Consider the following 26,979-nt stretch of genomic DNA (forward strand, 5'->3'; position numbering starts at 1 on the left):
AAAGAACATCACCAATAATCAAAATAGAAAAAGACGTGCACCAAATGCACATCTTTTTCTATTTCTATCACTGCGCCATTTTCTTTCGGTACATCTTCCCGTTCCAATAGAAGAATCGTGAAGTGAATCCACCATATTTCACGATGCGCCGTGCCATTTGCTGCATATTCTTTTGCTCTGATACCTTTTGATCAGATAAATAAATCCCAAGGAGACCGCGGCTAATAAGGCGATGAAACTTCGCATGTGGTAAGCCACCAATATTTCTTTCTGCTTCTTCCACAAAATGCTTCATTCGCTCTAATACGACTTGTTCATTTTCATAATAACTACAGAAATTTAAGTCCCCGCCAAGTCGGTCTTCTTCTTGATCAATAAAGTAATCAAGCAAAATATGAAGCCCTTGTACGTACGGGAAATAACCTTGCTTAATCTTTGCAATATCTTCATCAAGTAATTCATCATGAAACGCATACGCCACGAGACAAAAGATTCCAAGTGTTGATCCTGCACATGCCGAAAATTCAAACCAGCTCATTGGCGGTACATTTTCCTTATGAGCCTCAAACCATGTTTGTAAGCGCGGTTCTCTTTCTTCTAGTTTCACATGCTTATGAATTTGTAAATCACAATAATAACAAGCAAGTTCGTGAAGAATCGGAGCGATTTTATCATAGTGCTTCGTTTTCTTTAAAACATCTTGGCATGTTGCAACAAGCTCATCTAAATAACCACCATCATCTTGATCATCTCGATAACGATAGTAATTGCTTCCTTCACTCTCTGGTGTTAATGCAGTCAGCATTGATTCATGCAGTGCAGCAAAATCATTCGGATCAAGCGATGTACTACGATCACATAAATTATCTAAGTAATCACTAATCGTCTGATACGCCACAATAAAACGAATACATTCCTCGCGTTGTTCATTTGCGAGCAGCGCTAAAATACCACCGCCTTCACAATGAAATGTTTTATGCTCAATACTTGCAATCGCTTGACTATGAAGTTCGTCATTTGGAATATGGTAGGCACGCTCTTTCCACATCGCTAGCTCATGGTGTACAACCGGAAACACATCACGGTATACTTTCGCCATGAGCGTTATGGGATTACTCGGTACGTTCACTTCTTCCTTCATCTCCTCTATTAAATGTACAAATAATTATTTATTTGTTTCTATTATGTTATTTACATGTATTTCAGTAAATGACTTGATATAGTTCAAAATCTCATCTTGCTCATACTCATTTAATAGCTCATGGTAACAATTTGACCATTCTTTATATGCCTTATCACTAATATTTAAGTTATCAAACCATTTACGGACACGTGTTTTATCTACAATTTTATCCTCACATGCCTGCATTAGCAAGAGCGGAACGTCTGGAAACTCATCTATTTTGTCATGAGCAATCTCAATAGATTTTATCAATTCACTATACCAACGAACCGATACCTTGCGCAAGAACAATGAATCATTTTCCATCGCATCGCGAACTTCTTTATTTCTCGTTGACATGTTTACTGTAAGTTTGGTGGGAAATTGAAGTTTTGGCGTGAGAATATTTAACACCTTTGAAACAGCTCGAAGCGGAGCAGCAGGTACAGCTAATACACCTAAGCATGGCGAGCTTAATATAATTCCATCTATATCGTCTCTCTTCGTTTCTTCCATCATTCGAATGACAATAAGACCGCCCATACTATGTCCAAATAAAAAAATAGGTAGCCGATACTTTCTTGCTTCTTTCACCCATAATTTTATTTCTTCTATGTATTCATCAAATGAGTCAATATGTCCTCTATTTCTTGAAGTTGTTCCATGAGCTGGAAGGTCTCCCATGACAACATGATACCCGAAATGATTCCACATTTCTGCTAGCGCCTCATAACGTCCGTGATATTCCATCGCACCGTGCACCATCACGATTACCGCTTTGGCTGCTTCCGCTTCATAATTCCACATACGAAACTCCTCCATTTCACTCTTTTCCTTAATTTGATACACTAAAACTAGTTTCTAGGAAAGGAAGGCTTTACATGATATATCCTTATAAAGATAAAAATCCAAAAATTGCGAGTAGTGCTTTTATCGCTGACTATGTTACGATTACAGGCAATGTCACAATTGGTGAAGAATCAAGCATTTGGTTTAATACAGTCATTCGTGGTGATGTGTCTAAGGTAATAATTGGAGACCGCGTAAATGTACAAGATCAATGTACACTTCATCAAAGTCCACAGTACCCTCTTCTTTTAGAAGATGATGTAACAGTTGGACATCAAGTTATTTTACATAGCTGTACCTTAAAAAAAGACTCTTTAATCGGGATGGGATCTATTATTTTAGACGGTGCTGAAATTGGTGAAGGTGCATTCATCGGTGCTGGTAGTTTAGTTTCACAAGGAAAGAAAATTCCACCTAATACACTGGCTTTCGGTCGTCCGGCAAAAGTCATTCGCGAATTAACAGATAAAGATCACAAAGATATGGAACGCATTCGCAAACAATATGTTGAAAAAGGACAGTACTATAAGTCACTGCAAAAATAGTCTCTACTTGCTGCCACCACGATGGCAGCTTTTTTCGTTAAAACTCTAACGTTTTCTTTACAAAATCTTATTATTCCCTCAATAAAGTCTTATTAAAATAGAAGATATAATCTCAATATATATGTAAATGAGGGGGAGAGATTTCATGAAAGCTAAATCCGGCAGCTCCTTATATAAAATAGAATGTTACATTTTCAAAGGAATTAACCGTTACTTTGATCAAAAAACATTAAATATCTTTTTCCGTACCATTACACATATCGGTGGTGCAATCTTTTCCATCTCGCTCACGTTATGCTTTCTTATATTTTCACAGGGTCCTCTGCACGATGCAGCAATTACAGCAGCTCTTTCATTAACAATTAGTCATATTCCTGTGCAAATATTAAAAAGGTGGTATCCACGCAAACGGCCTTATTTAACAATTCAAGATGCAAAATATCCATCGCATCCATTAAAAGATCATTCTTTTCCGTCAGGTCATACAACAGCTATTTTTTCGGTAGTTGTTCCATTTATTTGTTATGATCCAAACTTATTAGTCGTTTTACTTCTATTAGCAATTATTGTAGGAATTTCCCGCATCTATCTCGGGCTTCATTATCCATCAGATGTATTTGTAGGTATGTGCCTTGGCACATGTTCTGGCATCATCTCTTTTTATCAATTCATTCCATTTTTCATGTAAAGGAGAGATTGGATGAGAGTCGCCATATTTACTGATACATTTACACCGCAAGTAAATGGCGTGGCAAACACACTAGATCGTTTGACCCTTTATTTTCAAAAACAAAATATTGCTTACTCCGTATTCGCACCGCAACATACAGCAGAAGATGATTTCGTAGCCAATGTGAATAAAATGAGAAGTATTCCGCTAAAAATACTGTATCCAGAATGTCGATTCGCTTTTCCAACTCCGCGTATTAAGCGGGAACTTCTTAACTTTCAGCCGGATATCATTCATGTCGCTACTCCTTTTAACATGGGGCTATGCGGCATGTATTACGCGAAAAAATTAAATATCCCTCTTGTCGGTTCTTATCACACTGACTTTGATTCCTACTTGCAATATTATAAAATTGAATTTTTCTCCAATATGTTATGGAATTATTTAAAGTGGTTTCACAGTAGTATGCAAAAAAACTTTGTCCCTTCTCCTGAAACATTACAGCAATTAACTCAAAAGGGATTTCGAAATTTATATATATGGGGGCGCGGCGTAGATTGTTCCCTCTTCCATCAGTCTTACAATAAAGACCTATTCCGAAAAAAATATAATATTACTGCTCCATACATTCTTTCCTATATCGGACGCATTGCCCCTGAAAAAGATATCGAAACACTGCGTACACTGATTCACACAACAATAAAAGAGCGAAAAGATAATATTCATTGGCTCATTGCAGGAGATGGTCCCCTTGCTGAAGAATTACGTGAAACTTTACCAGCAAACGTTACGTTTACGGGATATTTACAAGAAGAAAATTTAGCAGAAGCTTATGCATGCTCCGATCTCATGGTATTTCCATCGGCCACAGAAACGTTTGGCAATGTCGTTCTTGAATCGCTCGCATGTGGTACACCAGTCGTTGGTGCGAATTCTGGCGGGGTAAAAAATATTATTACAGATGGAAAAACAGGTTTTCTTTGCGAGCCCAAAAATTCGAACTCATTTTTATCATCTATTTATCAGTTATTAAATAACGAAGAAATGCGTAAACAGATGGGCATAGCCGCTAGATTCTACGCCACTACACAAAGCTGGGATGAAATTTTTCATGGTTTATACATGCAATATGAAGAGGTGCTTCACCAAAATAATACCGAACTACTTGCGTAATAAAAAAATTGACCTCAAAACATATAACAATGAACTCATCCATCGTATTCATAAAGAGCAAAAAGGTATGACTCTATAACGTCATACCTTTTTGTTCTTTTTCTCATTCAGTAACCGCGCATATTCCTCTTTTGTATTTACATTCACAAATAATTCTTTCGCTACATTCCATTCCTCTTCCATCACATATTTTACGTTGCACTGTGATAAAAGTTGTCCCATACTTCGTTTTTCTTCATTTAGTAATACGCATATTTTTTCTTTTACACGATAATGATACGCTGCTAATAACGGCTGCTTTCTTCCATCAATAACCGGAACAATTGCCTCATATTCACCACTTATTTGTCCTATTAATGCTGTAATCCACTCATTTGAAAGGTTCGGTGCATCACAAGGCGAAACGATATACCACTCCGTCTCTATATGCTCCATCCCCGATACAATTCCAGCAAGCGGTCCATCTCCTTTATAGGGAGGAATATCTTCTATAACAGGAACGTCTACTAAGGTAACAATTCTTTCTTTTATATCAGGATGACTAATCACAACTACATCTTGTATAGTATCCCGCACCATTTGAACAATCTGTTCGATAAAAGTATGTCCTTGCCAGCTTGCCAATGCTTTCGGCTCACCAAATCGTCTCGACATACCACCAGCTAATACAATCCCAGCGAGCTTTTTCATTGACGATGCAACTCAAATGTAATGTGTCCTAACTCTGGTAAAATTAATTTATTCATCGCAAGGCGAACTGCCCCGCTAGAACCTGGCATCGAAAAGACAACTTTTCTTCCAATTGTTCCGCCAATTGCTCTACTTAGCATTGCAGCGCTGCCGATATCTTCTAAATAACTAATCATCCGAAACAATTCACCAAATCCAACAATTTCTTTATCTAATAATGCCGAAACCGCCTCAATCGTAACATCACGCTTTGTAATACCAGTTCCTCCATTTGTTAAGACAACATCAACATCTTCTTGATGATATCCACTTAATACAGCTTGCCTAATACTTTCTTTATCATCTTTTACAATTTTATAAGCGGTTACTATATGGCCCGCTTCTAATAATAATTCTTTTAACAACTTACCACTCTTATCCGTCTCTTCTGTACGTGTATCAGAGATTGTAATAATTTTACAACGAACCTCTGTGGGTGCTTGTTGTTTATGTTCTATTACGCTCATTTTTATTCGCCCCTTCTTATGAACTACTCATAATTTTATCATATCGTATAGAAACTTTATTACATATGAAATACATCACATATCCACAATTATCTATTACATAACCGAAACATCATGATACAATATAAGTATATATAACCATAAAAAGGGAGTTTATCTATATCTCTTTATAATCTTAAACAACCTGTCCCATGAATTCCTTTTCTTATAATCCTAATTCCCTTCCAATTCATTACCTATAGATTAGATATCAATTTTCTAAAATGATACGTATTCATGCTAGACGACTCTATTCGTTATTATCGAGAACCGTGGTTCCTCTTGCTTTATTTTATTTCAATGGATTAGGAATCGCACGAAATAACCAGATACATACTAAATAAATTTTCATAATTAGGAGGTTCATTCATGGAACTTTATCAAAAACTCACAACGGTATTTATCCTTCTATTTGTCGCTTCCATCAGTGCTGGGATGGCATTAAAGGATGCTGTTCCATATTCAGCAATTGGCGGCTGGGGATTTGCGACACTCTTTTTACTATGCAGTGCATTTTGTGCTGGAAAAGCGCGTCAAAAGAAAGGATGATGACCATTGTTTCGCAAAAAAACTACAATTTGCAGATCATGCGGAAAAGAGATTCAAACATATGAAAAAGCATGGATTCATATGCCGTTCCCTCCAAGCGGGATGACGAATATGAAAAAATATATTGAGCTTGATGGAGAAGTATATTGTGGTTCGTGTGTTGGAGTATTCACGAAACAAAATAATGAGGTGAAATAGGAGGTATACCGAATTGTTCGAATCAAATCGAATTCGCTTACGAAAGTTTTCAGAAGACGATATTCCCATCTATCATCTTTGGCGGAACGATATAGAAGTTATGAATACCACTATCCTTAATCTTGATGTCCATTCCGTTCAAGAAACAGAAGCGTTTTGCAAACAAATCATCCACTCTCCCACTTCTAAAAGTTATATCATTGAACAAAAAGATAGTCATCTTCCTATTGGTCTCACTTCTTTAATTAACATCGATCCACACAATCGGAATGCGGAATGTATTATTGATATCGGTAAAAAGAATTGCTGGGGACAAGGATACGGGAAAGAAGCCTTAACAGTGTTATTAAATTATGCCTTTTTAGAATTGAACTTACATCGTGTATCCTTACGTGTATTTTCATTTAATGATAAAGCCATTTCTCTCTATAAAAAGCTCGGCTTTCAACATGAAGGTACCTGTAAAGAAGCTGTATTCCGAAATGGGAAATGGCATGATATTGAAATGTTTGCCTTGCTGCAGAACAACTACAAGTAATGTGAAATTTCCATCAGTGAAGAATGTAAAACAACTACTTTTTAAGGTGGTAAATAAATAAAAAAGTAATCCTTACTATACTAATCATCTGTGTATACTGCTTTCCGTTCGTATATTTTTCCATGTATAAAGATTTCACTGATCGTTCTATGATTGGTTATTTCATTATGCTGCTTGTAACCTCACTACTTGCTTTTTGTTGTAAATGCTTGAATACTACAGCCACTTTTATAATAGGCAATATATTATCTGCAATAATCTCATATTATTTTATCCATGTAACAAGTGATGAATATTTTGGGGGATATTTTAAACCACTAACACCCATCCAATTATTGACAGTAGTTAACTTCCTAAATTTGATTCCACAATTATGTGCAATCAAATTAGCCAATATACATTTGAATAAAGTTCAAGATTAACTTTACCCAAATGTGTGTTAACATGCCTAAAAAAAAAAGCTTCGCGCCTTCGCGCAAAGCTTTTTTCTTCTTATATTATAGACCAGCTTGCTCTTTTAAAGTTGCTGCTTTGTCTGTACGTTCCCATGAAAGCTCTACATCAGTACGTCCGAAGTGGCCGTAAGCTGCTGTTTGTTTGTAAATCGGGCGACGTAAGTCTAACATTTTGATGATACCAGCTGGGCGAAGATCGAAGTTGTTACGAACTAGTTCTACTAGTACTTCTTCAGATACTTTACCAGTGCCGAATGTATCAACTGAAATTGATACTGGTTGTGCCACGCCGATTGCGTATGCAAGTTGTACTTCTGCTTTTTCAGCAAGACCAGCTGCTACGATGTTTTTCGCAACATAACGAGCTGCGTATGCTGCAGAACGGTCAACTTTTGTTGCATCTTTACCAGAGAATGCACCGCCGCCGTGACGAGCGTATCCGCCGTAAGTATCAACGATAATTTTGCGTCCTGTTAAACCAGCATCCCCTTGTGGTCCACCGATTACGAAGCGCCCCGTTGGGTTAATGAAGAATTTCGTTTCCTCATCCATTAATTCTGCTGGTACTACAGCTTTGATTACGTGCTCTTTTAAGTCGCGATCGATTTGTTCCCATGTAGCTTCTGGATGATGCTGTGTAGAAATTACAATTGTATCGATGCGTACTGGTTTACCATTTTCATCATACTCAACTGTAACTTGCGTTTTACCGTCTGGACGTAAATATTCTAATGTTTCATCTTTACGAACTTCCGTTAAACGACGAGCTAATTTGTGAGCAAGTGAGATTGGAAGTGGCATTAATTCTTTTGTTTCATTACATGCGAAACCAAACATTAAACCTTGGTCCCCTGCACCAATTGCCTCAATCTCAGCGTCAGTCATTTGACCTTCACGTGCTTCTAACGCTTGGTCAACACCCATAGCGATGTCAGCAGATTGCTCATCGATAGATGTTAAAACTGCACAAGTTTCTGCATCGAATCCGTATTTTGCACGAGTGTAACCGATACCTTGAATTGTTTCACGAACGATTTTTGGAATATCTACATAAGTAGAAGTCGTAATTTCCCCCGCTACCAATACTAAACCAGTTGTTACTGTTGTTTCACAAGCTACACGTGCATTTGCGTCTTTTGCTAAGATCGCGTCTAAAATTGAATCAGAAATTTGGTCACAAATTTTATCTGGATGTCCTTCAGTTACAGACTCAGATGTGAACAGATGACGTTGTTTTGTCATGTGGTAAACCTCCCTACAGTAATCGTATATATTGTACGGAACTCATCCTTAATTTGCCACAAACTGCGACATTCATTTATTCTCCCACACAAGTATAAAGAAAAACCTTTCCTATATAGAGGAAAGGTTTGATTTGCTACTTGCATACTGCTTTTTGCCCTTCGCTCTTATCGTTCGAGACCGTTCGCCTCGCACAGGTTTTAGCACCTATTCACTTGTTTATTACCGTTACAAGTGAGGTTGCTGGGCTTCATCGGGCCTGTCCCTCCGCCAGCTCGGGATAAGAGAGTATCCGTCCCAACCTATACTAAAGAAATGATATTCATTTGTCAATTAATATTCACATATTCCTACAAGTTTTTCGCATTATTTGTTGGACGAAATATAAATAGGAAAATAATACATTCGCACAAACAAAAATAAATAAATAGTATACATTATTTATATGATTGTGTTATACTCTTGATGGGGATTACGAGAAATATTTCATTAAAATGAAAAGGATGGTATATAAATATGAGTACTGTGAATGTCCAAATTGGATTACACGAATTACTGAACGGAAGCAATGCACAGGTTCAATTAAGCGTTCCACAATTAGTGGAAAAAGTACTAATGAGAAATGAAGGAAAATTAACTTCTACTGGTGCCGTCTCTGCTTCTACAGGAAAATATACAGGACGTTCTCCTAAAGATAAATTTATTGTGAAAGAAGCGTCGGTTGCCGATAAGATTGCTTGGGGACCTGTAAATCAACCGATTTCTGAAGAACATTTTAATAAATTATATACAAAAGTATTAGAATACTTAAAGGAAAAAGAAGAATTATTCGTATTTAAAGGATTCGCTGGTGCTGATCGTAACTATCGTCTTCCATTACAAGTTGTTAACGAATATGCATGGCACAATTTATTTGTACATCAATTATTTATTCGTCCAACTGAAGAAGAATTAACAAATCATGAAGCTGAGTTCACAATTGTTTCTGCACCAAGCTTTAAAGCAGATCCAGAGATCGACGGTACAAACTCTGAAGCATTCATCATGGTTTCATTTGAAAAACGCATCGTATTAATCGGTGGTACGGAATACGCTGGAGAAATGAAAAAATCAATCTTCTCTATTATGAACTTCTTACTTCCAGAACAAGATATTTTATCTATGCACTGCTCTGCAAATGTAGGTGAAGAAGGCGATGTCGCTTTATTCTTCGGTTTATCTGGAACAGGTAAAACAACATTATCTGCTGACCCACACCGTAAATTAATTGGTGATGATGAGCACGGTTGGTCTGATAACGGTGTATTCAATATTGAAGGCGGTTGCTACGCAAAATGTATTAACCTTTCTCATGAAAAAGAGCCGCAAATTTTTGATGCCATTACATTCGGATCTGTACTTGAGAACGTTGTAATTGATGATCAAACACGCGTTGCAGATTACAATGATACTACATTAACAGAAAATACACGTGCTGCATACCCAATTGATGCGATTGATAATATCGTCGTACCAAGTGTTGCTGGACATCCAAATACAATTATTTTCTTAACTGCTGATGCATCTGGGGTATTACCTCCAATCAGTAAATTAAATAAAGAGCAAGCTATGTACCATTTCTTAAGCGGTTACACTAGCAAACTAGCTGGAACAGAGCGCGGCGTAACATCTCCGCAAGCGACATTCTCAACTTGCTTCGGTTCTCCATTCTTACCACTTGATGCATCTCGCTATGCTGAAATGCTTGGTGAGAAGATCGAGAAACATGATGCAAAAGTATTCCTAGTAAACACTGGCTGGACTGGTGGCGAATACGGCGTTGGAAAACGTATGAACTTAGGTTACACTCGTGCAATGGTGCAAGCCGCATTAAACGGCGAGCTTGATAACGCTGAAACAGTGAAACATGACATCTTCGGTCTTGAAGTACCACTTCATGTACCAGGTGTACCTGATGAAGTATTAATGCCTGAACAAACATGGGCTGATAAATCTGCTTACAAAGCAAAAGCAATCGAACTTGCAGGTAAATTCAAAGAAAACTTCAAGAAGTTCGAGAACGTTTCTGAAAACATGATCAAATTAGGCGGTCCAATCGCTTAATTTAACCTTTACTGTTTGAATACCCCTTTACTCATATGAATAAGTATGTTGTAGCCTAAAAAGTGCGCGTACTCACCGACAAAACCCATGCGGCTTAATAGGTTACACATACTTACAATAAAAAAGAAGCTTACGATAAAAACGTAAGCTTCTTTCTATATATATTTTGATTTCCCAACATATAAATCGCGGCTTCGAAAACAAAAACAGATTCTCCACTCACTTTCTCCTTTTGTTTTCACGCGACATGGGGCGAAAAAAGGCACTGACCGCTTCTATCCATGGACGGAGCCTCTCTTCTACCTAAAAGAAAAGGTTTTTGTATTTATTTCTTCGCATCCTTCATACTGTAATACCCTAAATTAATAACGATTAAAAAATAACCACCCATAATTCCAACAGCAAATGCCCACATGACCATATGGTGTTCAATCTCATACATAATAATCGCACCAAGTATCGCTGCTGCAAAGCGATTAATCATACCAAGTGTTGGTGCCTTACTCTTTTTTACAATACTATCTCCAAGCTTTTCAATACGTCTTCCTAAAATCCAAACACAATACATACTAACGAGTAAACCAATCCCCACACCTAAAAAGTGAGCAGAAAAAGGTGTCATCGCCCAGCCTAATAGCATCGCGCCCAGCAAATAATACATTTGGATTTTAAATGACCTTAGTGACATACCAATCATGCAATTCTCCTTTATCATTATCATCTTATTTACATATCATCAGACTTTATCCCGCCTTAACGGGCAGGAAGTCCCCCACTGATTAAAGTTTCACTTTATCTGTTACATTCAAAGAAAAACAACATAACCACTACACTTATGTTGTTAAAATATTTTTCAGAAATAATATTATACAAGATTTCTAGCTTGGAAGTAGGATCATTTTGTGACGTTTTTGCAAACATTTTTTCATAGATTTATAAAAAAGTGATATCAATCTATAAGAATATGGATATGATGTATATATATCCGCTTTCATTTTCCAACATATAAAATCGCTGCCACGAAGCACCAAAAGTTACCTGCACTCTTTTCCTCTCTGTTCTAACTTGACATGGGGCAGGAAAGGACTCTGACCGCTACTACGCATAGCAGGATTCTCTCTCCCACCTAAAAAGAAAGGTTTTACGTCAGTTTTTCAATTTACATGCATGTAGTAAAATAAGTACACAAAAAAGGGGGCGTATAATGATTTATTTTTTAATGGCTCTCATTCACCTCATTATCCCTGCACTTATAGGACTCTCATTATATTGGTACACAAAAAAACATAGTATCTTCTATGCTGTCCTCAGTGTTCTTCTCTCCGGAATTATTCTCATTGCACTGTTCCGCATACCTTTTCTCAACTTAATCCCACTTATTACTGCCATTTTGTTCCTCATATTTCTACCCAAAATAAAAAAATAGGAAAGCAGATCATGACTGATCTGTTTTCCTATTTTGATATATGTTCTGACGCGACAGGCTGCGTCCCAGGTTTTTCGGATTTCACAAACCATAAACCGAGAAAAATAACACACCCGCCAATTATTTGTTGTAATGAAATCTGTTCCTTCGCCCATACCGCTGCAAATACAACCGCAACAAGCGGTGTAATATACATATATACCATCGTATGAGAAGCTCCAATTTTTTGAACACCAATATACCACATAACTAAACCGAATACCGTTACAAAGAAAATAGAATATAATAGTGCAAACCATGTCATTCCTTGTTCAATTTGAAACGGCATCGAAAAAATATGCCATCCGCTTAGTATAACAAGAGGAATCGCTCCAACAACTGCTGACCATGCAGTCACACGAAGCGCTGAATATTTTTTAATAAGTGGTCCTGCTAACACTGGATATAGCCCCCAGCACATTGATGTAATCAGTCCAATTCCATTTCCGTAAAAAGACCCAACAAGCGAATGTCCAGCTAATAACACAAGCGCTGCACCGCTGCACGCTATGATAGAACCAACTAATTTTCGCTGAGAAAACTTCTCTTGCTTAAGAAAGATTGCAAACATCGTTGTAAAAATAGGTGAAATAGAAATAAGTAAGGAAGCGTTCGTAGCGGATGTATATTTGATGGTTTCCATAAATAATGTTTGATACAATATGATACCAACAATACTCACAACAACGAGCCTTAGTATATCTCTTCTTTCCATATACAATGACTTTTCAATATAAAATGTAAGCAATAATAGTAGCGGTGCTGCTGCTATCATACGGAGCGCAGTAAACTCAACTGCTGAAAACTCCTCAAGTCCGTATTTCCCGATCGTATAATTTATCCCCCAAATGATAACAACATTTAAAAGTAATAATTCAATCCCCCATCTTCTCATGCGTAATCCCCTCCGCACAGATGATTATACAGAAAATTTAATTAAATGTACATTTTATAAACTGAAGAATTTCATAAGAAAAAGGAGCGTACAGTTTGCTCCTTTTTTCATAAGTTATACTCGAATATGGAGTTTCATATTCGGATTATAAAACTGATTCGGACTCTTCAATTGAAAATATCCACCTGATTCATGTAAATCAACAGTCAATTTATCATCCATAAAAACAAGCTTTGTGCGATCCGCAATAAACTGTAGTTTATTTGAATCAATATCTACATCACGTTCATCTTTCTCTGATACAGCCACCAAATCAATAATTCCACTCATCACACAGCCGCATCCTTCATTATCATAAAATAATTTTATAAACTTCGCTTCACTTGGAATCGTATCCATAATCTTTTTATATGCTGCATCTGTTACAGTAACGTACATATATTGTCCCTCCTACCTCAGTACATAATTCTTATATTGTACCATTCTTTTTATGAATTCTATCCATTTATTGTATACAGAAAATTAAGACTAATATAAAATGTATGTGATAAAGGAGGATGAATTATGGCAGCTTTACAAGAAATACAACAAGCACTTGATCATTTATTTCAAATTAAAAAATATGGAAAAGACGGTGCCTTCAGCCGCTTTATTCCAGCTGTATACGATCTAATTGATTTTCCTTGGCAACATTTTTTTGAAACAGACTTTGTAAATACCTTTAACGGACTTATGATAAAAGGGGCTGCAACTGTAAATAGCGTCTTTTTAGCAGTCTTCCCAACAGATGATGTTCTTGAAAAGTTCATCTTACAATCGAAACCAGGTGATTTACTTTTTATGCATCATCCTCTTGTGATGGAATGCGGTGATCCTCTTGGAAAATCCGGACGAGGCTTTTTACCGATTCCAGCTCACTATTTACAAGAAATCAAAGATAAAGACCTTTCTATTTATACATGCCATGTTCCAATGGATCATCATCAAACATACGGAACAAGCATTGCGATTGCAAAAGCTCTAGAGGCCGATATAGTAGATGGTTTTGCTTATGATGGTAAAGATATACCATGTGGACTCATTTGCAAAATTCCTGAAACAACAACAAGAAAACTCGAAAACCAACTAAAAGAACTCTTTCACATTCCATATATAGACTTTGAAGGCAAACGACATGAATTTATCACAAAAATTGCAATTATCGCTGGATGCGGTGATAAAATAGATCTTCTTAAAGAAGCAGAAGAAAAGGGCGCTGAGGCGTATATTACAGGTGAAATTCATTGCCATATTGATAACGAATACGGCAAACATAAGTATTCATTAATTATGGAATATGTGAAAGAAACGAATATGTCACTTATCAGTGTGTCACACTCTGCTTCTGAATACTTAGTGAAGAAAACATTAATGCGTGATTGGTTTATAGAAAACTTTGATGTGGATGTTGTTTTACTTCCGCAAAAGAAATGGTGGTATTAAATGCGCATTCGAAAAATTTTTTTCATATTTCTCTTTCTTACCTGTTTTTTATTAGGTGCATGTAAAAATAACCCTGAAGACGAATTAAGAAAAACAGTGTGGGATCAATTATCTGAACATACGAAAGAAGAACTAAGTGATGGCTGGAAGCATGCTACAATTACAACTGAAACATTGCAAGCCGGAATATCTTCGGTCAAAGATTCCTCTTATATAGGAAAAGAGGTTTATCGTATTTCATTCCCATCTGATCGTTCTTACAAACTTGGAAATGTAGATGCATTTGTTGATATGAAAACAAAGAAAGTAATTGGATTTGGTCTACGAGATTAAAAAAGATTCGCTAATACTGCGGATCTTTTAGTTATCAGGAATAGATAATAAATCTAATAAGGTATATGTAACGATCATTTTAAATAAAAAGAGAGGATCTGCTTCCCTCTCTTTCCCATTCATCAGTGAATTGGCAACGTAATTTCAACTGTAGTCCCTACTCCAACTTCACTCTCAAACTGTATCTTGCCTTGATGTTCTTCAATAATCTTATATGTAACCATTAATCCTAAACCAGTTCCATCATCTTTCGTTGTATAAAAAGCTTCGCTCAGTTTAGGCATTTTGTCTTTCGGTATGCCACATCCCTCATCCTTGATTCGAATGATCATTGCATCTTTTAATGTAACCTCAATGATAATTATTCCACCATCTTGCATAGATTCAATCGCATTTTTTATTAAATTTAAAAACACTTGTTTTAAACGTTTTTCATTACATATTATACTTGGTAACTCACCTTTATAAATGGTATGTATTTTAATTCCTCGTTCCGAAGCAGGCTGTCCCATAATTCTTACCACGTATGAAAGAATGTCTTTTATATTATGATTCCCGCATTCCATTGGCTTAGAATTTCCAAGCTCCACCAGTTCGGTGGCAATTGTATCGATTCTTTCGATTTCTTGCTCCATAATATCACAATAGGCTTTATCCTCAGGATACTTTTCTTTTTGTCCTCTAACAAAACCGTTCAACAGCATCAATGGATTACGCATTTTAAAACCGATAACTGTTGCCACCCTTCCAATTACAGCCATCTTCTCCGATTGTTGCAATTCCTTATGTGTCATTTCAATTGTGTGTATATAAGATTGGAATCTCAATAAAATAATCCATCCTATAATGGAAAACAAGCTACAAAGAACAATAGGAATGAGAACAATAAAAGAATTCACAATGAATCCCATTAAAACATACTTTATTATTGTCCCTCCGGTTACTAACCAAAAATAGCGTTTATTTACAAATAATGGTGCAAAAAGAAAGAAAAACCCTTCCACTATATTCCCTGCATCAAACTCTAAATCTGTTCCATAGTAAATGATAAAATTATGAATGAAATCTAATATATTATATCCTATGAAAATAATATATTTCACAGCATATGGATTCTGTCGCTTCGCCACATATATTCCCACAAACACCAATATAACCATGAGAATATACAACCATATCCCTAAACCCATTTCTAGAATTGGACCCCCATCTCCTCCCCCTTCTAGCTTAGGCATAATATAATAATATGCAACATCATAAATAAAAAAAGTTGTAAAGAATAAACTTAAAAACAGCTTTAACGTTCGAATCTCTTCCCTTGTTAATTTATAAACACTGTCCATGTAGTAACTCCTCTATTCACAATACACATACTTCGCGAATCTTGCCTTCTCTATAAACCCATTTTGATTTTTAACATAAATTAGGTTTTCTGTCGATTTTTCAATTTGTATTTATATAAAGTGAAACTTCCATCACCCGTCGAGCTTTTGCGGGATAACTCCTTTTTGATTTTTCACATATAAGCTGCTATGAAAAACAAAAGGTGACCTGCACTCGTGTTCTCTCTTTGTTTTCACTTGGCATGGGGCTGGAAAAGGATCTGACCGCTTCTATCCATGGCCGGATGCTCTCTCTCACCTAAAAAGAAAGGTTTTATGTCGGTTTTTCAATTTTCTTATATAGGTAAAATAATGTCTACTTTCGTTCCTACGTTTCTTTTACTCGTAATGTGTATTTTCCCATCATGTTCTTCAATAATCTTGCAAGCAACAGTAAGCCCTAAACCGATGCCATTTTTCTTTGTCGTATAAAAGGCTTCTGTTATACGCTGTAAATTCTCTTCCTGCACACCGCACCCATTATCTACAATACTTACTATTACACCATCTTCATTTCTTTTGTTTATATGTATTTGAAGTGTTCCGCCATGTTCCATCGCTTCAATTGCGTTCTTTATTATGTATAGAAATACTCCTTTTAATTTACGATGATCACAATCTATTTTTATTTGATCAGGTGCAACATCATAAATGAGATACAGCTGTTTCCTGTTGATTTCTGCACTCATTTCTTTCAACGCATTTGATACAATACCTTCTATTAAATAACTACTGTAGGTAGAAGGTTTACAAGTTGCCATTACCATAAGCTCACTTATCATATTGTTTATATGCTCAATTTCATCAATCATATGTTCATACACTTTATCATCTACATATTTCTCTTTCTGCAATTGCGTAAATCCCCTTAACGATGAAAGTGGATTTTTAATTTCATGTCCAACAGATGCTGCCATTTTTCCAATAACTACGAGCTTTTCAGACTCTCGCTTTTCTATCATCACGTTGTTTACAGTAGAAAGGTACTGTAAAAATCGATTCAATAGGAGATACGTTACAAATAATAAGAGGCTATACATAACCAACGGCATAAATGCCGCTTTTTTCCCTAGGACCAAAAGTACACTGTATTTCCCCATAATAACCAAAAATAACCAAAGCAAATACCGTTTACTCATAAAGATTGGCACAAATAAAATAAAAACAAATTCAATTGTATGCCCATCATCAAATGCTACTTTATTGTGAAGTGCATACCAATATAAGTTTAAAATTTCTGAACACATATAAGCTATTAAATATATATACTTAACACGATATGCCTGTTCCCTTTTCATCATATACATACTACATGCTATTATGCAGGCTCCATACAAAAACTTTGGAACTTGAACATCTAATCTTATTAGTGTTTCAGAATCTCCTAGCATAACAGAATAAACTGTTTCATATATAACCCATACAATATTCAATACCCATAAAAAGAGTCGAGCATTTTTCTTTTCTTCTTGAAATGAGATAAAGTTTTCTTTCACTTTAACACTTCCTCAAAAGCTATATACTTTCGCTATATTATTACTAACACTCATTATTATAATAAACGACAATAGTGTTTGACCAAAATAATATCAAATAATGTAGAAAAGTTTACCCCGACTTATCAATTTGATAAGTCACATAATTTTCAATAATATGTACTAAAAAACGCTATTATTTGTTATATACTGAACTTGTCAGGTTAACTGTAAAGAGAACTCCCCGTTCTTTGTGTTTGAGCCTACCCCGTTATTAAATATAAGTCAAAAAGAACTTGTAGCGTATCTACAAGTTCTTTTTTGATTTCAATCAATCTATTGCATCACACTTTGAAGTTATGTCAAAGTGTGATGCAAATCAAATTATTGATTCACCGCTTTTGCTACAAGCGCAGCATATGCTTCTGCACCTGTTTTCGTTAAATGTACGCCATCCGGCTCAAAATACGCCTTATTATCAGCACTTGCTGAATACCAATCGACTAACGTCACATTTTGGTACTCAGATGCGACTTCTTTTAATTTCTCATTCACTAATGATTCCCACGGACGTGGTACCCTCGTATTGATGAATATAATTTTACGTTCATTCCCAATCACTTTTATTAATGATACGAGTTGCTCTTTTGTAAAGGCACCATTTGTACCTAATCCAATAATGACATGATTCCCTAAATTCCCCTCATTCTTTAGCTGTTCCACCACAGGAATTGCTTTAGACAGTTGGCGACCAATTTTTGCATCAATCCTAATATTAGGAAATGAATTTTTCAAATACGGGGCGACGTCAATCATAATAGAATCACCTACAGCTGTAACTGTTTGAGGACCTTTAGGCTGCGCAGTAGCTTCTTGTTGTTCTTTATTTCGAGGTGGCTCATCAGCTGGTTTTTCCCTAACTGCCACTGGATGTTTCGGTTTTTCTTTTTGTTCCGTTTGTACTGCTTCCACCTTATCTTTTTGAGGATTATCCTTCGCTTTACTAGCTGTTGATAATCCAAAAACAGCGATCGTAGAAACGAATAGTGCACATACTAAGGCTAGCTTACCACTTAATGCTAAGTTTTTCATTCCCCAATTCCTAGAGCGAATATTCTTCAATGCCCCTTGTCGGATTGGATTTTCAATAAACTTCCATGAAATTTGTGCAGCTACTATAATAAGTAAAAATTGAAGAATTGCTCTTGTAAGCGAAAACTCTCCAGCACTTACCTTCGGAGTCGTTAACGTGATAATCGGATAATGCCAAAGATATATCCCATACGATCGTACTCCCATCCAACGCAGTGGTCTAAACCTTAAAAATTGAGCAATTCGGCTAGCTGGGTGAGCAAGGTTCGCCACTAATAAGGCAGTAGCAATTGATAAAATGACCATTCCTCCGCGATATAGAAACGGATCATATTGATTTGTCTTCCAAAACATAACGAGGATAATAATAAGAGCCATTCCTCCAACTACGTCAAGAATGAGACGTGCTTGTGGAATAATTTTATTTGCAAGCCTACTGCTTGGCCAAATTAAGGCAAGTGCCGCTCCAATCAATAAGGAAAAGGCCCTTGTATCAGTACCGTAATAAATTCTGCTTGGATCAGCTCCTGGTTCATACAGAAATGCCATTGCCAATGCAGAAGCAGCTGCCCCTAAAACAATGAATAAAATGATATGTGATTTCTTTTTTATGTAACGAAACGCCAGGCTAATAATAAATGGCCAAATTACATAGAACTGTTCTTCAACAGCTAACGACCAAAAATGATTCAGTGGAGAAAGTTGGCTAAAACTATCAAAGTACGATAATTTATGATAAATATACCACCAGTTACTGAAATATAATAAAGCTGCTAGCGAATCCCCACGCATCTTTCCTAGCAAAGAACTATGAAAAATTGTAATCCATGCTAAAACAATTACAAGCATGACAAGCATTCCAGGAAGTAATCTCCTTGCCCTACTGAGCCAGAATTTCTTCAAGTCAATCCTCTTATTTCTCTTCCATTCTATAGCTAGAATATCTGTAATTAAATAACCCGAAAGTACAAAAAATACAGTAACACCTAGGAATCCTCCAGGCATCCAATTAAAATTAATATGATATAAAATGACGCCTAGTATAGCTAGGCCCCTTAGACTGTCCAATCCAACCATATAGCGACTACTTTTCTTTAATGGTTCGGGCATCCGCCAGTCACCCCCGTATTTCTCTAAAATTACGTGAATATTTACAATATAAAACTCTATCAATATGTATTACCTCTAAAAAATATGAACCGAATCAAAATATTACAAAACCTATTAACAAACACACTCAATTTTTATGATTGCATGCACAGTAACTAAAATTTTACCATGTTATGTATTAACATGAAATAGTCTCATTTATGAACTTTCATGTAAAAAAGGAGGTTATCCTAAAAATTCTATTTTTAGGATAACCTCCTTTCTTATTAACCGATACTCTGAACTCTACCAACTTTCCCATCTTGTAATCGTACTTTAATACCGTATACATGCGTCTCCGTGTTTGTTAAAATAACGAACTTATTTAAGATAACAGATACAAGGGTATAGCTTTGTCGTAATTTATCGAATTTCCACTCAGTTACATCCAATTGTTTGTTTTTTAATAACTTCGCAAACAATAAACACGCTATCTTTTCTCATAACTGCTTGTTCTCTTTAATGAAAAAACAGAAAGTTCCGGCTTACTTAAAAACCGTACCGGCATTCTAGTAGTACCAATACCACGATTCACATACAACTGTAATGGCTTACTCTTTCCTTCCAATGAATAAAGTCCTTCTACATATTTATTTGCTAGTGAAGTAGTAATGATAGAACCTATGAACGGAAGCTGTACTTGTCCACCATGACTATGACCAGATAGTTGAAGGTCCACTGGATATTCAGATATTTGATCAACAGCATCTGGTTCATGTAATAGCAGGAGATTAAAATCCTCTGTTCGAAGGTGCTGAAGAGTAGGTTTAACTTTTGGTTTTCCAAGTAAAAAATCATCTAGACCAGAAATGGTAATGTAATCACCATTGGCAACTTTAATCCTCTTCATTTCATTATTCAAAACAGTAAAGCCAGCCTTCTCCATATACTGTTCGTATAAGTGTCCCCCGCCACCTCCTCGATCATGATTGCCAAACACAGCATATTTTCCAAGAGGAGCGCGAATTTGTTTCAAAATCGTTTGTGAGTACTCTCTTTCCACAACATATTCTCCAAATTTATCAATTAAATCACCTGTAAAAACCACAATGTCAGGCTTTAGCTTATTGATTTTATCCACTAATATTTGCTGCTGTTTATGAGGAAAGTTTGGTCCGAAATGTGTATCTGAAAACTGTAAGATTTTCACACCATGAAAACCTTCTGGAATATTTGGATTTTCAATATCGTTCCATGTAACTGAAAATGATTTTGTTTCCAAATGAAAAGCATATACATAAATTGTTATTGGAAGAATGAATAGTATGAGGGAAATGATACATATTCTTCTAAACCGCAATAAGGAAGTACCTTCTTTGGCTTGTTCCAAAGAAGGTATTTCTTCGTTCAAATTCATTCTATTTGTTTTGGCGTGTTCTAAATTCGCTTTCATGTGTCCACCTCTAAATTCATCTTCATAAAAAGATACGATTTAAATAATGTTGTAGCATTTCTATGTTACAAACGTATGTCTTTTGAAAATTGAGGTGAACATGAGCAAACTAATTAAACCAAAATTAAGATTTGATGCAGCATGTGGTCCTTCTATTAAGGGGAAAAATGATAGGATATTTACTTCTACTATTAGAAGCAGTTTGGATGATTTTATAAGATTTTACCTTATGAAAGGAAGTAGCCAAATTTCCCATATGATGCATACAATTAATATAAATGTATAATCACCAAAATCTAATTTAGACCCTTTCTTTACATGCATATCCAACCAAATATGCATAAGTTTCATTCCCTTATATTTATAGACATTCTTCTTTGCAAATCGATAAACAAGAAGCTGTAATATCATAAATCCTGCTACAACTATAAGTAACAAAACGAGAAAGTCAATCACTCTATTTCTGCACTGATTTCTCTAATATACGATGTTCCAAAAGCCATTCTTCAAACTTAGCACTTCCAAATTCCCAGCTTAAGTCATTTGCATGTACAGAAAAAACGCGATACCCGGAATAGTCATCCATAAATTCATCTTCCTGTACCTGTACTAGCGGAATCCCATAAAAAGCAAAGTTAAAAAATACATCCCACACATCTTCATGTTTTCTTTTATAAGCAATCGATTCCACATCAAATTCATCTCCAAAATAATCAAGATGTAAATGCATGCTATCATCATATTCATATTTCATTTTATCACCCCTTATATTTGTACTTCTTTATCATCCAAAAAATTCCTTCTACATCCACTCACATCTAGGCACTTACCTACATATTATGGCAGTAGATTCATTTCTAGGAGGTGTCACATTTTGAAAAAATTTATAGCTGTTTTTTGTATACTTGTACTTACTGTTTTTACGTTTGTGGCTTGTAGTAAAAAAGACGATACGAAGCAACAAGTGCAAAAGATTCGCATTGGTGAAGTTACACATTCCCTCTTCTACGCACCGTTATATGTTGGGATTGAAAAAGGATTCTTTAAAGAAGAAGGATTAGATATCGACCTACAAACGACAGCTGGTGGCGATAAAACAATGACTGCGCTGTTATCTGGTGGAATTGACATTGCACTTGTCGGCTCTGAAACATCCATTTATGTTCACCAGCAAGGAGCAAAAGACCCGGTTATTAACTTTGCTCAGCTCACGCAAACTGATGGTACATTTTTAGTTTCTCGCAAAAAATTAGACTCCTTTAATTGGAACGATGTGAAGGGCGTTACTTTCCTTGGTCAACGTAAAGGTGGTATGCCGCAAATGGTTGGGGAATACGTTTTGAAGAAAAATGGCATTGATCCACACAAAGATACAAATTTAATTCAAAATGTTGAGTTTGCTAATATCGCTAATGCCTTCGCGTCTGGTACAGGCGAATTTGTCCAGTTGTTTGAACCAACAGCGAGTATTTTTGAAAAAGAAGGAAAGGGCTATATCGTTGCTTCTTTTGGTACTGAATCTGGAACTGTTCCATACACAACATTTATGGCAAAAGAAAGCTTTTTAAAGAAAGACAAAGCAGCAGCGGAGAAATTCACACGTGCATTATATAAAGCACAGCAATGGGTTGATACGCATAGTCCAGAAGAAATTGCCGAGGCTGTTACACCACTTTTTAAAGATACTTCAAAAGATATTACGGTCAAAGTAATCGAGCGCTACAAAAAGCAACATTCGTATGCGACAAATCCATTATTAGACGTGGAAGAATGGAAACAACTACAAAAAATTATGAAAGAAGCTGGAGAATTACAAAAAGAAGTTCCACATGAGGCGCTCGTCGATACAAAAATTGCCGAAAGCGTTATTAAGAAATAGAGGCGAATACAATGAGTTTCTTACAAATATCTAATGTTTCCCACTGCTTTTTTGCAAAAGAAAATGCCCGGCTCGTCCTCGAAGATATTAACTTACACGTAGAAGAAGGGGAATTTATTTCCTTTCTTGGCCCAAGCGGCTGTGGAAAAACAACGCTTCTTTCTATTATTGCAGGACTATTAAAACCAATTGAAGGTATTGTCTTTGTAGAAGATGAGCCAGTGACAAAATCAACTTCTTCAATGGGATATATGCTCCAACAAGATTACTTGTTTCCCTGGAAAACAATTGAAGAAAATATAATGCTTGGGCTGCACATTACAAAAACATATGGAGAGGAAACGAAAGAACATACCTTACAACTTTTAAAGCAAGTCGGCTTGCAAGGCGTAGAAAAGCAATCCCCTCGGGAACTATCCGGTGGCATGCGCCAACGGGCAGCACTCGTTCGTACACTTGCAACAAATCCAAAAATCCTGTTGCTTGATGAACCATTTTCAGCTCTTGATTATCAAACGAAATTAAAATTAGAGGAGCTCGTATTTTCTTTATTACACAAATATAAGAAAACATCTCTTCTCGTCACGCATGACATTGAAGAAGCAATCGCAATGAGTGATCGTATTTACTTGCTTCAAGCAAACCCTGGGAAAATCGCAAAAATATTTTCAGTACCAAAAAGCATTCGCTCCCTACCACCGTTACAAGCAAGGTACCACCCTGATTTTCCAGCCCTCTTTCAAGACATATGGAAGGAGCTGGAGCGCCTTGGATAATATAAAACAATTACACAAACAGTTTCGAAAAAAAGAGCGTCAGCGTACTTGGACAGCTGCCTCTTTACAATTTTCACTTCTCATTCTCTTCTTTACATTATGGGAAATCTCCAGTAAACAGGAGTGGATCGATCCTTTACTCTTTAGCTCACCTTCAAGTATTTGGGAGTTATTTGTAAGTAAATGGGGAGACGGATCACTTTGGATTCACATATGGACGACACTGCTTGAGACAGGTATTGGTTTTATTCTCGGTACAGTTCTCGGAACAATTATCGCAACCGTTCTTTGGTGGATACCGCTTATAGCTCGCGTATTAGACCCATACCTTGTTGTGTTAAATGCAATGCCAAAAGTAGCACTTGGCCCGATTATTATCGTTATTTTCGGCCCAAACATCTCCTCTTCGATCGCAATGGGCGTTATTATTTCCATCATTATCACCATTCTTGTTATTTACAGTGCATTTCAAGAAGTTGATTCTAATTATATAAAAGTAATGGATACATTCGGCGCAAATAAATGGCAATGCTATAAACAAGTTATTTTACCGTCTTCCTTTCCAGCTATCATTTCAACTTTAAAAGTAAACGTTGGATTATCATGGGTTGGTGTTATTTTCGGTGAACTTCTTGTTTCCAAACAAGGACTCGGTTATTTAATTAGCTACGGATTCCAAGTATTTAACTTTACGCTTGTACTGCTGAGTGTATTACTGACATGTGCACTTGCTACTCTTATGTATGTGTTTGTTGAAGGATTCGAGAAACTATTAATAGGTAAGAAAAAAAGAAGCTGACTCAAAACAAAATACTTGGGTCAGCTCTTTCTTTTTTATACCATTATTTTTAAGAAATCATAGCTTTTTTATTTCTGATCACATACTTTTGTATCGTTCATTACAGTGTTTCCTTGAATCATGACCGTATGAAAGCAATCCTTCACACGCACTGTTACAATATTATCTTTCCGATCTACAATATGATACTCATCAAAATATTGATTTAATGCATTACGGATTTGTTCTCCTTCGAAAATCGGAACACCATGAGACATTACCCAGATGAGACCAGCAATAGCAAGAATGGTTTTCATACGCTCTACCTCCTTGAGAATGAATTCATTGCATCTTCAACATGCGCGTTATAATTGTTTTAATTTTGTGACAATATCTCTTTTACACCTATTCTATTTGGAAATTCTGGTCCCTTCTTCCACGTCAAAAAGTTTTATGCCATGCATTTTTTTAGAAATATGCGATAATTATTTCTAGGAAGTTTTTTCATTTTAAGGGGGATTATTATGATTCGTGCTGTGCTATTTGATTTAGATGGAACATTGTTAGATCGGCATCAATCTTTAAAACATTTTATTCATGAACAATATGATCGTTATGCTCATCATTTTACCAGCATTATTAAATCAGAATACTGTTCTCGTTTCATTCAGCTAGACAATAACGGCTATACTTGGAAAAATAAAGTATACGCTACCCTGCTTAAAGAATATGCAATTACAAGTGTGACAGCCGAACAACTCTTGCATGATTACGTAACAGAATTCGCAAACCACTGCATTCCTTTTCCAAATATGCATGAATTACTTCAGCAATTACAAAACAAGAATATTAAAGTGGGGATTATTACAAACGGCATAACCGAATTTCAAATGAACAATATTCGCGCTTTGAACTTACATACTTATACAAATACCATTCTCATTTCGGAAGCAGAAGGTATTAAGAAGCCACATCCAGCTATCTTTGAGCGTGCCCTCAAACAATTAAACGTCCGATCAGAAGAATGTATCTATGTTGGAGATCATCCGGAAAACGATGTAACCGGTGCTGAAAACGCCGGGATTCCTGCAGTTTGGAAGAAAGATTCATTTTGGGGAGAGTTTGAACATTCTCGTGTAGTTGAAAATTTACTTGAGGTACTTTCATTCGTAAAACTTGGATAAATAAGTCGTCACCCTTAAAGAATTCACTTTTCACGTTAGTATAAAGCTAAAGTTGTAATTCATCAGATACAAAAACGCCATCCTTTCCTATAATTCTAGAGAAAGAATAGCGTTTTTTCATTTTAAGAGTGTATTTCTTTTTCCTAGCTTACTAGCAATGTTACGCTACCTCTAATTAGAAAAATATTTTAGAACTCCTTCAAACACAGATTGTGCCAGTACATTTTGATATTTGTCAGAAGTCAATTTTACTCTTTCATTAGGATTTGATAAAAATCCTGTTTCTACTAATATAGGTGGTGCACTATTATCTGCCTTTAACACACGAAGTTCTGGTCGATCTTTTACAAATCTATTTTTAGCACCTGTATTTTTAATTAAAGCATTCTGTACAGCATTTGCTAAAGTAAGTGCTTGTTTACTTTTTGGGTGTTCAGAATTATATAACGTTTCAATTCCTTCTGCTGCAGTCGCATCAGCTGAATTTACATGCACACTAACAAAAATATCTGCTTTGTTTTCATTTGAAATACGAACACGATCTCCTAATGGAATAAAGATATCTGTTGCTCGTGTCATCACAACATTTGAACCACTCTGAGCTAATAAACTCTTTAACTTCAAACCTACTTGCAGGGCAATCGTTTTTTCATATATATTTTCATATAATGTCCCTGAATCATATCCACCATGTCCTGGATCAACTATAATTGTTTTACCAAATATGATTGGATTGTCAATCCAAACACCATTTGTATCAAAATAGTATACTTTACCATTCTCATCTAACCATCCGATTTTCATTGCCCCATTGCCTTGCAGGTAGTACCAAGTTGTTCCTTCCTGTAGCCAACCTGTTTTCATCGCTCCGTTGCTTTGCAGATAGTACCAAGTTGTTCCTTCCTGCAACCAGCCCGTTTGCATTGCTCCACTATTTTGCAGGTAATACCAGGTTGTTCCTTCCTGCAACCAGCCCG

The 26,979-nt window shown here is 36.1% G+C and carries 30 protein-coding genes, 1 pseudogene and 1 riboswitch; of the genes and pseudogenes, 14 read left to right on the forward strand and 17 right to left on the reverse strand.

Features of this window, described 5'->3' with window-relative positions; translation table 11 throughout:
• Nucleotides 1-67 precede the first annotated feature (67 nt).
• Both BPMYX0001_RS20570 and BPMYX0001_RS20575 read right to left on the reverse strand, forming a co-directional pair.
• Nucleotides 68-1,129 carry a tetraprenyl-beta-curcumene synthase family protein gene (locus BPMYX0001_RS20570; protein WP_018764576.1) on the reverse strand — a complete coding sequence of 354 codons (1,062 nt, stop codon included), beginning with the start codon at nt 1,127-1,129 and terminating at the stop codon, nt 68-70.
• A gap of 36 nt (nt 1,130-1,165) precedes the next feature.
• Nucleotides 1,166-1,969 (reverse strand): alpha/beta hydrolase, encoded by an 804-nt coding sequence (locus BPMYX0001_RS20575; RefSeq protein WP_018764577.1) that lies wholly within the window; start codon nt 1,967-1,969, stop codon nt 1,166-1,168.
• Nucleotides 1,970-2,043: 74 nt separating this feature from the next.
• Between BPMYX0001_RS20575 and BPMYX0001_RS20580 the strand changes: the two genes are divergently transcribed.
• From BPMYX0001_RS20580 to BPMYX0001_RS20590, 3 genes are all read left to right on the forward strand, one after another.
• A complete protein-coding gene (locus BPMYX0001_RS20580; protein WP_006096277.1) occupies nt 2,044-2,556 on the forward strand; it encodes a gamma carbonic anhydrase in 513 nt (170 codons plus the stop codon).
• A 145-nt stretch (nt 2,557-2,701) separates the two neighbouring features.
• Entirely contained in the window at nt 2,702-3,244 is a 543-nt protein-coding gene (locus BPMYX0001_RS20585; protein ID WP_003201315.1) for a phosphatase PAP2 family protein, read from the forward strand.
• A gap of 12 nt (nt 3,245-3,256) precedes the next feature.
• A complete protein-coding gene (locus tag BPMYX0001_RS20590) occupies nt 3,257-4,399 on the forward strand; it encodes a glycosyltransferase family 4 protein (RefSeq protein ID WP_006096278.1) in 1,143 nt (380 codons plus the stop codon).
• An 81-nt stretch (nt 4,400-4,480) separates the two neighbouring features.
• On the opposite strand, the gene BPMYX0001_RS20595 is transcribed toward BPMYX0001_RS20590, so the two are convergent.
• Both BPMYX0001_RS20595 and BPMYX0001_RS20600 read right to left on the reverse strand, forming a co-directional pair.
• Complete coding sequence (locus BPMYX0001_RS20595; RefSeq protein WP_033799169.1) at nt 4,481-5,089, reverse strand: molybdenum cofactor guanylyltransferase; 609 nt, start codon at nt 5,087-5,089, stop codon at nt 4,481-4,483.
• A complete protein-coding gene (locus tag BPMYX0001_RS20600; protein WP_006096280.1) occupies nt 5,086-5,595 on the reverse strand; it encodes a MogA/MoaB family molybdenum cofactor biosynthesis protein in 510 nt (169 codons plus the stop codon). The genes BPMYX0001_RS20595 and BPMYX0001_RS20600 overlap by 4 nt, the downstream gene beginning before the upstream one ends.
• 408 nt (nt 5,596-6,003) lie before the next feature.
• Here BPMYX0001_RS20600 and BPMYX0001_RS20605 point away from each other — a divergent pair, with 408 nt between their 5' ends.
• Genes BPMYX0001_RS20605 through BPMYX0001_RS20615 form a run of 3 tightly spaced genes read left to right on the forward strand, consistent with a single transcriptional unit; the run spans nt 6,004 to nt 6,919 of the window.
• A complete protein-coding gene (locus tag BPMYX0001_RS20605; RefSeq protein ID WP_003208786.1) occupies nt 6,004-6,183 on the forward strand; it encodes a hypothetical protein in 180 nt (59 codons plus the stop codon).
• Nucleotides 6,184-6,189: 6 nt separating this feature from the next.
• On the forward strand, nt 6,190-6,381 hold the full coding sequence (locus tag BPMYX0001_RS20610; RefSeq protein WP_033799170.1) for a hypothetical protein: 192 nt from the start codon (nt 6,190-6,192) through the stop codon (nt 6,379-6,381).
• A 13-nt stretch (nt 6,382-6,394) separates the two neighbouring features.
• Entirely contained in the window at nt 6,395-6,919 is a 525-nt protein-coding gene (locus BPMYX0001_RS20615) for a GNAT family N-acetyltransferase (protein ID WP_003201303.1), read from the forward strand.
• Between the two features lie 497 nt (nt 6,920-7,416).
• Here BPMYX0001_RS20615 and metK read toward each other — a convergent pair whose 3' ends face one another.
• Complete coding sequence (gene metK, locus BPMYX0001_RS20620) at nt 7,417-8,616, reverse strand: methionine adenosyltransferase (RefSeq protein ID WP_003201301.1); 1,200 nt, start codon at nt 8,614-8,616, stop codon at nt 7,417-7,419.
• Between the two features lie 164 nt (nt 8,617-8,780).
• A riboswitch (SAM riboswitch) is annotated at nt 8,781-8,903 on the reverse strand.
• A gap of 229 nt (nt 8,904-9,132) precedes the next feature.
• On the opposite strand from metK, the gene pckA reads away from it, so the two are divergent.
• Nucleotides 9,133-10,719 carry a phosphoenolpyruvate carboxykinase (ATP) gene (gene pckA / locus BPMYX0001_RS20625; RefSeq protein ID WP_018764584.1) on the forward strand — a complete coding sequence of 529 codons (1,587 nt, stop codon included), beginning with the start codon at nt 9,133-9,135 and terminating at the stop codon, nt 10,717-10,719.
• Nucleotides 10,720-11,044: 325 nt separating this feature from the next.
• Here pckA and BPMYX0001_RS20630 read toward each other — a convergent pair whose 3' ends face one another.
• Nucleotides 11,045-11,416, reverse strand: coding sequence for an ATP synthase subunit I (locus BPMYX0001_RS20630; RefSeq protein ID WP_006096282.1), 372 nt, complete (start codon nt 11,414-11,416; stop codon nt 11,045-11,047).
• 507 nt (nt 11,417-11,923) lie between these two features.
• Here BPMYX0001_RS20630 and BPMYX0001_RS20635 point away from each other — a divergent pair.
• The gene (locus BPMYX0001_RS20635; protein ID WP_018782076.1) at nt 11,924-12,145 is read left to right on the forward strand and encodes a hypothetical protein; all 222 of its coding nucleotides are present in this window, start codon (nt 11,924-11,926) and stop codon (nt 12,143-12,145) included.
• 28 nt (nt 12,146-12,173) lie between these two features.
• Here the strand turns inward: BPMYX0001_RS20635 and BPMYX0001_RS20640 are convergent, their stop codons facing one another.
• Nucleotides 12,174-13,079 (reverse strand): DMT family transporter, encoded by a 906-nt coding sequence (locus BPMYX0001_RS20640; protein WP_006096283.1) that lies wholly within the window; start codon nt 13,077-13,079, stop codon nt 12,174-12,176.
• A 114-nt stretch (nt 13,080-13,193) separates the two neighbouring features.
• Entirely contained in the window at nt 13,194-13,517 is a 324-nt protein-coding gene (locus BPMYX0001_RS20645; protein WP_006096284.1) for an iron-sulfur cluster biosynthesis family protein, read from the reverse strand.
• Nucleotides 13,518-13,643: 126 nt separating this feature from the next.
• Between BPMYX0001_RS20645 and BPMYX0001_RS20650 the strand changes: the two genes are divergently transcribed.
• Both BPMYX0001_RS20650 and BPMYX0001_RS20655 read left to right on the forward strand, forming a co-directional pair.
• Nucleotides 13,644-14,561, forward strand: coding sequence for a Nif3-like dinuclear metal center hexameric protein (locus tag BPMYX0001_RS20650; protein ID WP_006096285.1), 918 nt, complete (start codon nt 13,644-13,646; stop codon nt 14,559-14,561).
• Nucleotides 14,562-14,894 (forward strand): hypothetical protein, encoded by a 333-nt coding sequence (locus BPMYX0001_RS20655; RefSeq protein ID WP_006096286.1) that lies wholly within the window; start codon nt 14,562-14,564, stop codon nt 14,892-14,894.
• Nucleotides 14,895-15,016: 122 nt separating this feature from the next.
• Here BPMYX0001_RS20655 and BPMYX0001_RS20660 read toward each other — a convergent pair whose 3' ends face one another.
• The 7 genes and pseudogenes from BPMYX0001_RS20660 to BPMYX0001_RS20690 all read right to left on the reverse strand — a co-directional run bounded on the left by BPMYX0001_RS20660 (nt 15,017) and on the right by BPMYX0001_RS20690 (nt 22,139).
• Nucleotides 15,017-16,237 carry an ATP-binding protein gene (locus tag BPMYX0001_RS20660; protein WP_003201289.1) on the reverse strand — a complete coding sequence of 407 codons (1,221 nt, stop codon included), beginning with the start codon at nt 16,235-16,237 and terminating at the stop codon, nt 15,017-15,019.
• A 335-nt stretch (nt 16,238-16,572) separates the two neighbouring features.
• A complete protein-coding gene (locus tag BPMYX0001_RS20665) occupies nt 16,573-17,772 on the reverse strand; it encodes an ATP-binding protein (RefSeq protein WP_006096287.1) in 1,200 nt (399 codons plus the stop codon).
• 363 nt (nt 17,773-18,135) lie between these two features.
• Entirely contained in the window at nt 18,136-19,953 is a 1,818-nt protein-coding gene (locus tag BPMYX0001_RS20670; protein ID WP_006096288.1) for an acyltransferase family protein, read from the reverse strand.
• 266 nt (nt 19,954-20,219) lie between these two features.
• Nucleotides 20,220-20,306, reverse strand: a pseudogene (locus BPMYX0001_RS34970) (DUF2196 domain-containing protein); the annotation flags it as partial.
• A gap of 116 nt (nt 20,307-20,422) precedes the next feature.
• A complete protein-coding gene (locus tag BPMYX0001_RS20680; protein ID WP_006096290.1) occupies nt 20,423-21,385 on the reverse strand; it encodes a metallophosphoesterase in 963 nt (320 codons plus the stop codon).
• A gap of 222 nt (nt 21,386-21,607) precedes the next feature.
• Nucleotides 21,608-21,841: a hypothetical protein gene (locus tag BPMYX0001_RS34160; RefSeq protein WP_006096291.1), complete on the reverse strand. Its 234-nt coding sequence runs from the start codon at nt 21,839-21,841 to the stop codon at nt 21,608-21,610.
• Between the two features lies 1 nt (nt 21,842).
• Complete coding sequence (locus BPMYX0001_RS20690; protein WP_006096292.1) at nt 21,843-22,139, reverse strand: DUF3986 family protein; 297 nt, start codon at nt 22,137-22,139, stop codon at nt 21,843-21,845.
• A 120-nt stretch (nt 22,140-22,259) separates the two neighbouring features.
• On the opposite strand from BPMYX0001_RS20690, the gene BPMYX0001_RS20695 reads away from it, so the two are divergent.
• From BPMYX0001_RS20695 to BPMYX0001_RS20705, 3 genes are read left to right on the forward strand one after another with little or no spacing between them, the layout of a single operon-like run.
• On the forward strand, nt 22,260-23,264 hold the full coding sequence (locus tag BPMYX0001_RS20695) for an ABC transporter substrate-binding protein (protein ID WP_018764595.1): 1,005 nt from the start codon (nt 22,260-22,262) through the stop codon (nt 23,262-23,264).
• Between the two features lie 11 nt (nt 23,265-23,275).
• Nucleotides 23,276-24,040: an ABC transporter ATP-binding protein gene (locus BPMYX0001_RS20700; RefSeq protein ID WP_006096294.1), complete on the forward strand. Its 765-nt coding sequence runs from the start codon at nt 23,276-23,278 to the stop codon at nt 24,038-24,040.
• Entirely contained in the window at nt 24,033-24,839 is an 807-nt protein-coding gene (locus BPMYX0001_RS20705) for an ABC transporter permease (protein ID WP_033796489.1), read from the forward strand. The genes BPMYX0001_RS20700 and BPMYX0001_RS20705 overlap by 8 nt, the downstream gene beginning before the upstream one ends.
• 68 nt (nt 24,840-24,907) lie before the next feature.
• Here BPMYX0001_RS20705 and BPMYX0001_RS20710 read toward each other — a convergent pair whose 3' ends face one another.
• Complete coding sequence (locus BPMYX0001_RS20710; RefSeq protein ID WP_006096295.1) at nt 24,908-25,135, reverse strand: hypothetical protein; 228 nt, start codon at nt 25,133-25,135, stop codon at nt 24,908-24,910.
• A gap of 207 nt (nt 25,136-25,342) precedes the next feature.
• Between BPMYX0001_RS20710 and BPMYX0001_RS20715 the strand changes: the two genes are divergently transcribed.
• Nucleotides 25,343-26,002 carry an HAD family hydrolase gene (locus BPMYX0001_RS20715; protein WP_006096296.1) on the forward strand — a complete coding sequence of 220 codons (660 nt, stop codon included), beginning with the start codon at nt 25,343-25,345 and terminating at the stop codon, nt 26,000-26,002.
• A 171-nt stretch (nt 26,003-26,173) separates the two neighbouring features.
• On the opposite strand, the gene BPMYX0001_RS20720 is transcribed toward BPMYX0001_RS20715, so the two are convergent.
• The coding region (locus BPMYX0001_RS20720) for an N-acetylmuramoyl-L-alanine amidase family protein (protein WP_081449591.1) at nt 26,174-26,979 on the reverse strand (806 nt) is incomplete at its 5' end.

The sequence above is a fragment of the Bacillus pseudomycoides DSM 12442 genome, assembly GCF_000161455.1.
Taxonomy (GTDB): Bacteria; Bacillota; Bacilli; order Bacillales; family Bacillaceae_G; genus Bacillus_A; species Bacillus_A pseudomycoides.

Coding starts and splice junctions, on each gene's coding strand:
- BPMYX0001_RS20635 (WP_018782076.1), top strand. CDS start 11,924: ATGATTTATTTTTTAATGGCTCTCATTCACCTCATTATCCCTGCACTT.
- BPMYX0001_RS20600 (WP_006096280.1), bottom strand. CDS start 5,595: ATGAGCGTAATAGAACATAAACAACAAGCACCCACAGAGGTTCGTTGT.
- BPMYX0001_RS20630 (WP_006096282.1), bottom strand. CDS start 11,416: ATGATTGGTATGTCACTAAGGTCATTTAAAATCCAAATGTATTATTTG.
- BPMYX0001_RS20640 (WP_006096283.1), bottom strand. CDS start 13,079: ATGAGAAGATGGGGGATTGAATTATTACTTTTAAATGTTGTTATCATT.
- BPMYX0001_RS20660 (WP_003201289.1), bottom strand. CDS start 16,237: ATGGACAGTGTTTATAAATTAACAAGGGAAGAGATTCGAACGTTAAAG.
- BPMYX0001_RS20710 (WP_006096295.1), bottom strand. CDS start 25,135: ATGAAAACCATTCTTGCTATTGCTGGTCTCATCTGGGTAATGTCTCAT.
- BPMYX0001_RS20580 (WP_006096277.1), top strand. CDS start 2,044: ATGATATATCCTTATAAAGATAAAAATCCAAAAATTGCGAGTAGTGCT.
- BPMYX0001_RS20650 (WP_006096285.1), top strand. CDS start 13,644: ATGGCAGCTTTACAAGAAATACAACAAGCACTTGATCATTTATTTCAA.
- BPMYX0001_RS20585 (WP_003201315.1), top strand. CDS start 2,702: ATGAAAGCTAAATCCGGCAGCTCCTTATATAAAATAGAATGTTACATT.
- BPMYX0001_RS20715 (WP_006096296.1), top strand. CDS start 25,343: ATGATTCGTGCTGTGCTATTTGATTTAGATGGAACATTGTTAGATCGG.
- BPMYX0001_RS20655 (WP_006096286.1), top strand. CDS start 14,562: ATGCGCATTCGAAAAATTTTTTTCATATTTCTCTTTCTTACCTGTTTT.
- BPMYX0001_RS20590 (WP_006096278.1), top strand. CDS start 3,257: ATGAGAGTCGCCATATTTACTGATACATTTACACCGCAAGTAAATGGC.
- metK (WP_003201301.1), bottom strand. CDS start 8,616: ATGACAAAACAACGTCATCTGTTCACATCTGAGTCTGTAACTGAAGGA.
- BPMYX0001_RS20670 (WP_006096288.1), bottom strand. CDS start 19,953: ATGCCCGAACCATTAAAGAAAAGTAGTCGCTATATGGTTGGATTGGAC.
- pckA (WP_018764584.1), top strand. CDS start 9,133: ATGAGTACTGTGAATGTCCAAATTGGATTACACGAATTACTGAACGGA.
- BPMYX0001_RS20575 (WP_018764577.1), bottom strand. CDS start 1,969: ATGTGGAATTATGAAGCGGAAGCAGCCAAAGCGGTAATCGTGATGGTG.
- BPMYX0001_RS20680 (WP_006096290.1), bottom strand. CDS start 21,385: ATGAAAGCGAATTTAGAACACGCCAAAACAAATAGAATGAATTTGAAC.
- BPMYX0001_RS20595 (WP_033799169.1), bottom strand. CDS start 5,089: ATGAAAAAGCTCGCTGGGATTGTATTAGCTGGTGGTATGTCGAGACGA.
- BPMYX0001_RS20690 (WP_006096292.1), bottom strand. CDS start 22,139: ATGAAATATGAATATGATGATAGCATGCATTTACATCTTGATTATTTT.
- BPMYX0001_RS20645 (WP_006096284.1), bottom strand. CDS start 13,517: ATGTACGTTACTGTAACAGATGCAGCATATAAAAAGATTATGGATACG.
- BPMYX0001_RS20700 (WP_006096294.1), top strand. CDS start 23,276: ATGAGTTTCTTACAAATATCTAATGTTTCCCACTGCTTTTTTGCAAAA.
- BPMYX0001_RS20605 (WP_003208786.1), top strand. CDS start 6,004: ATGGAACTTTATCAAAAACTCACAACGGTATTTATCCTTCTATTTGTC.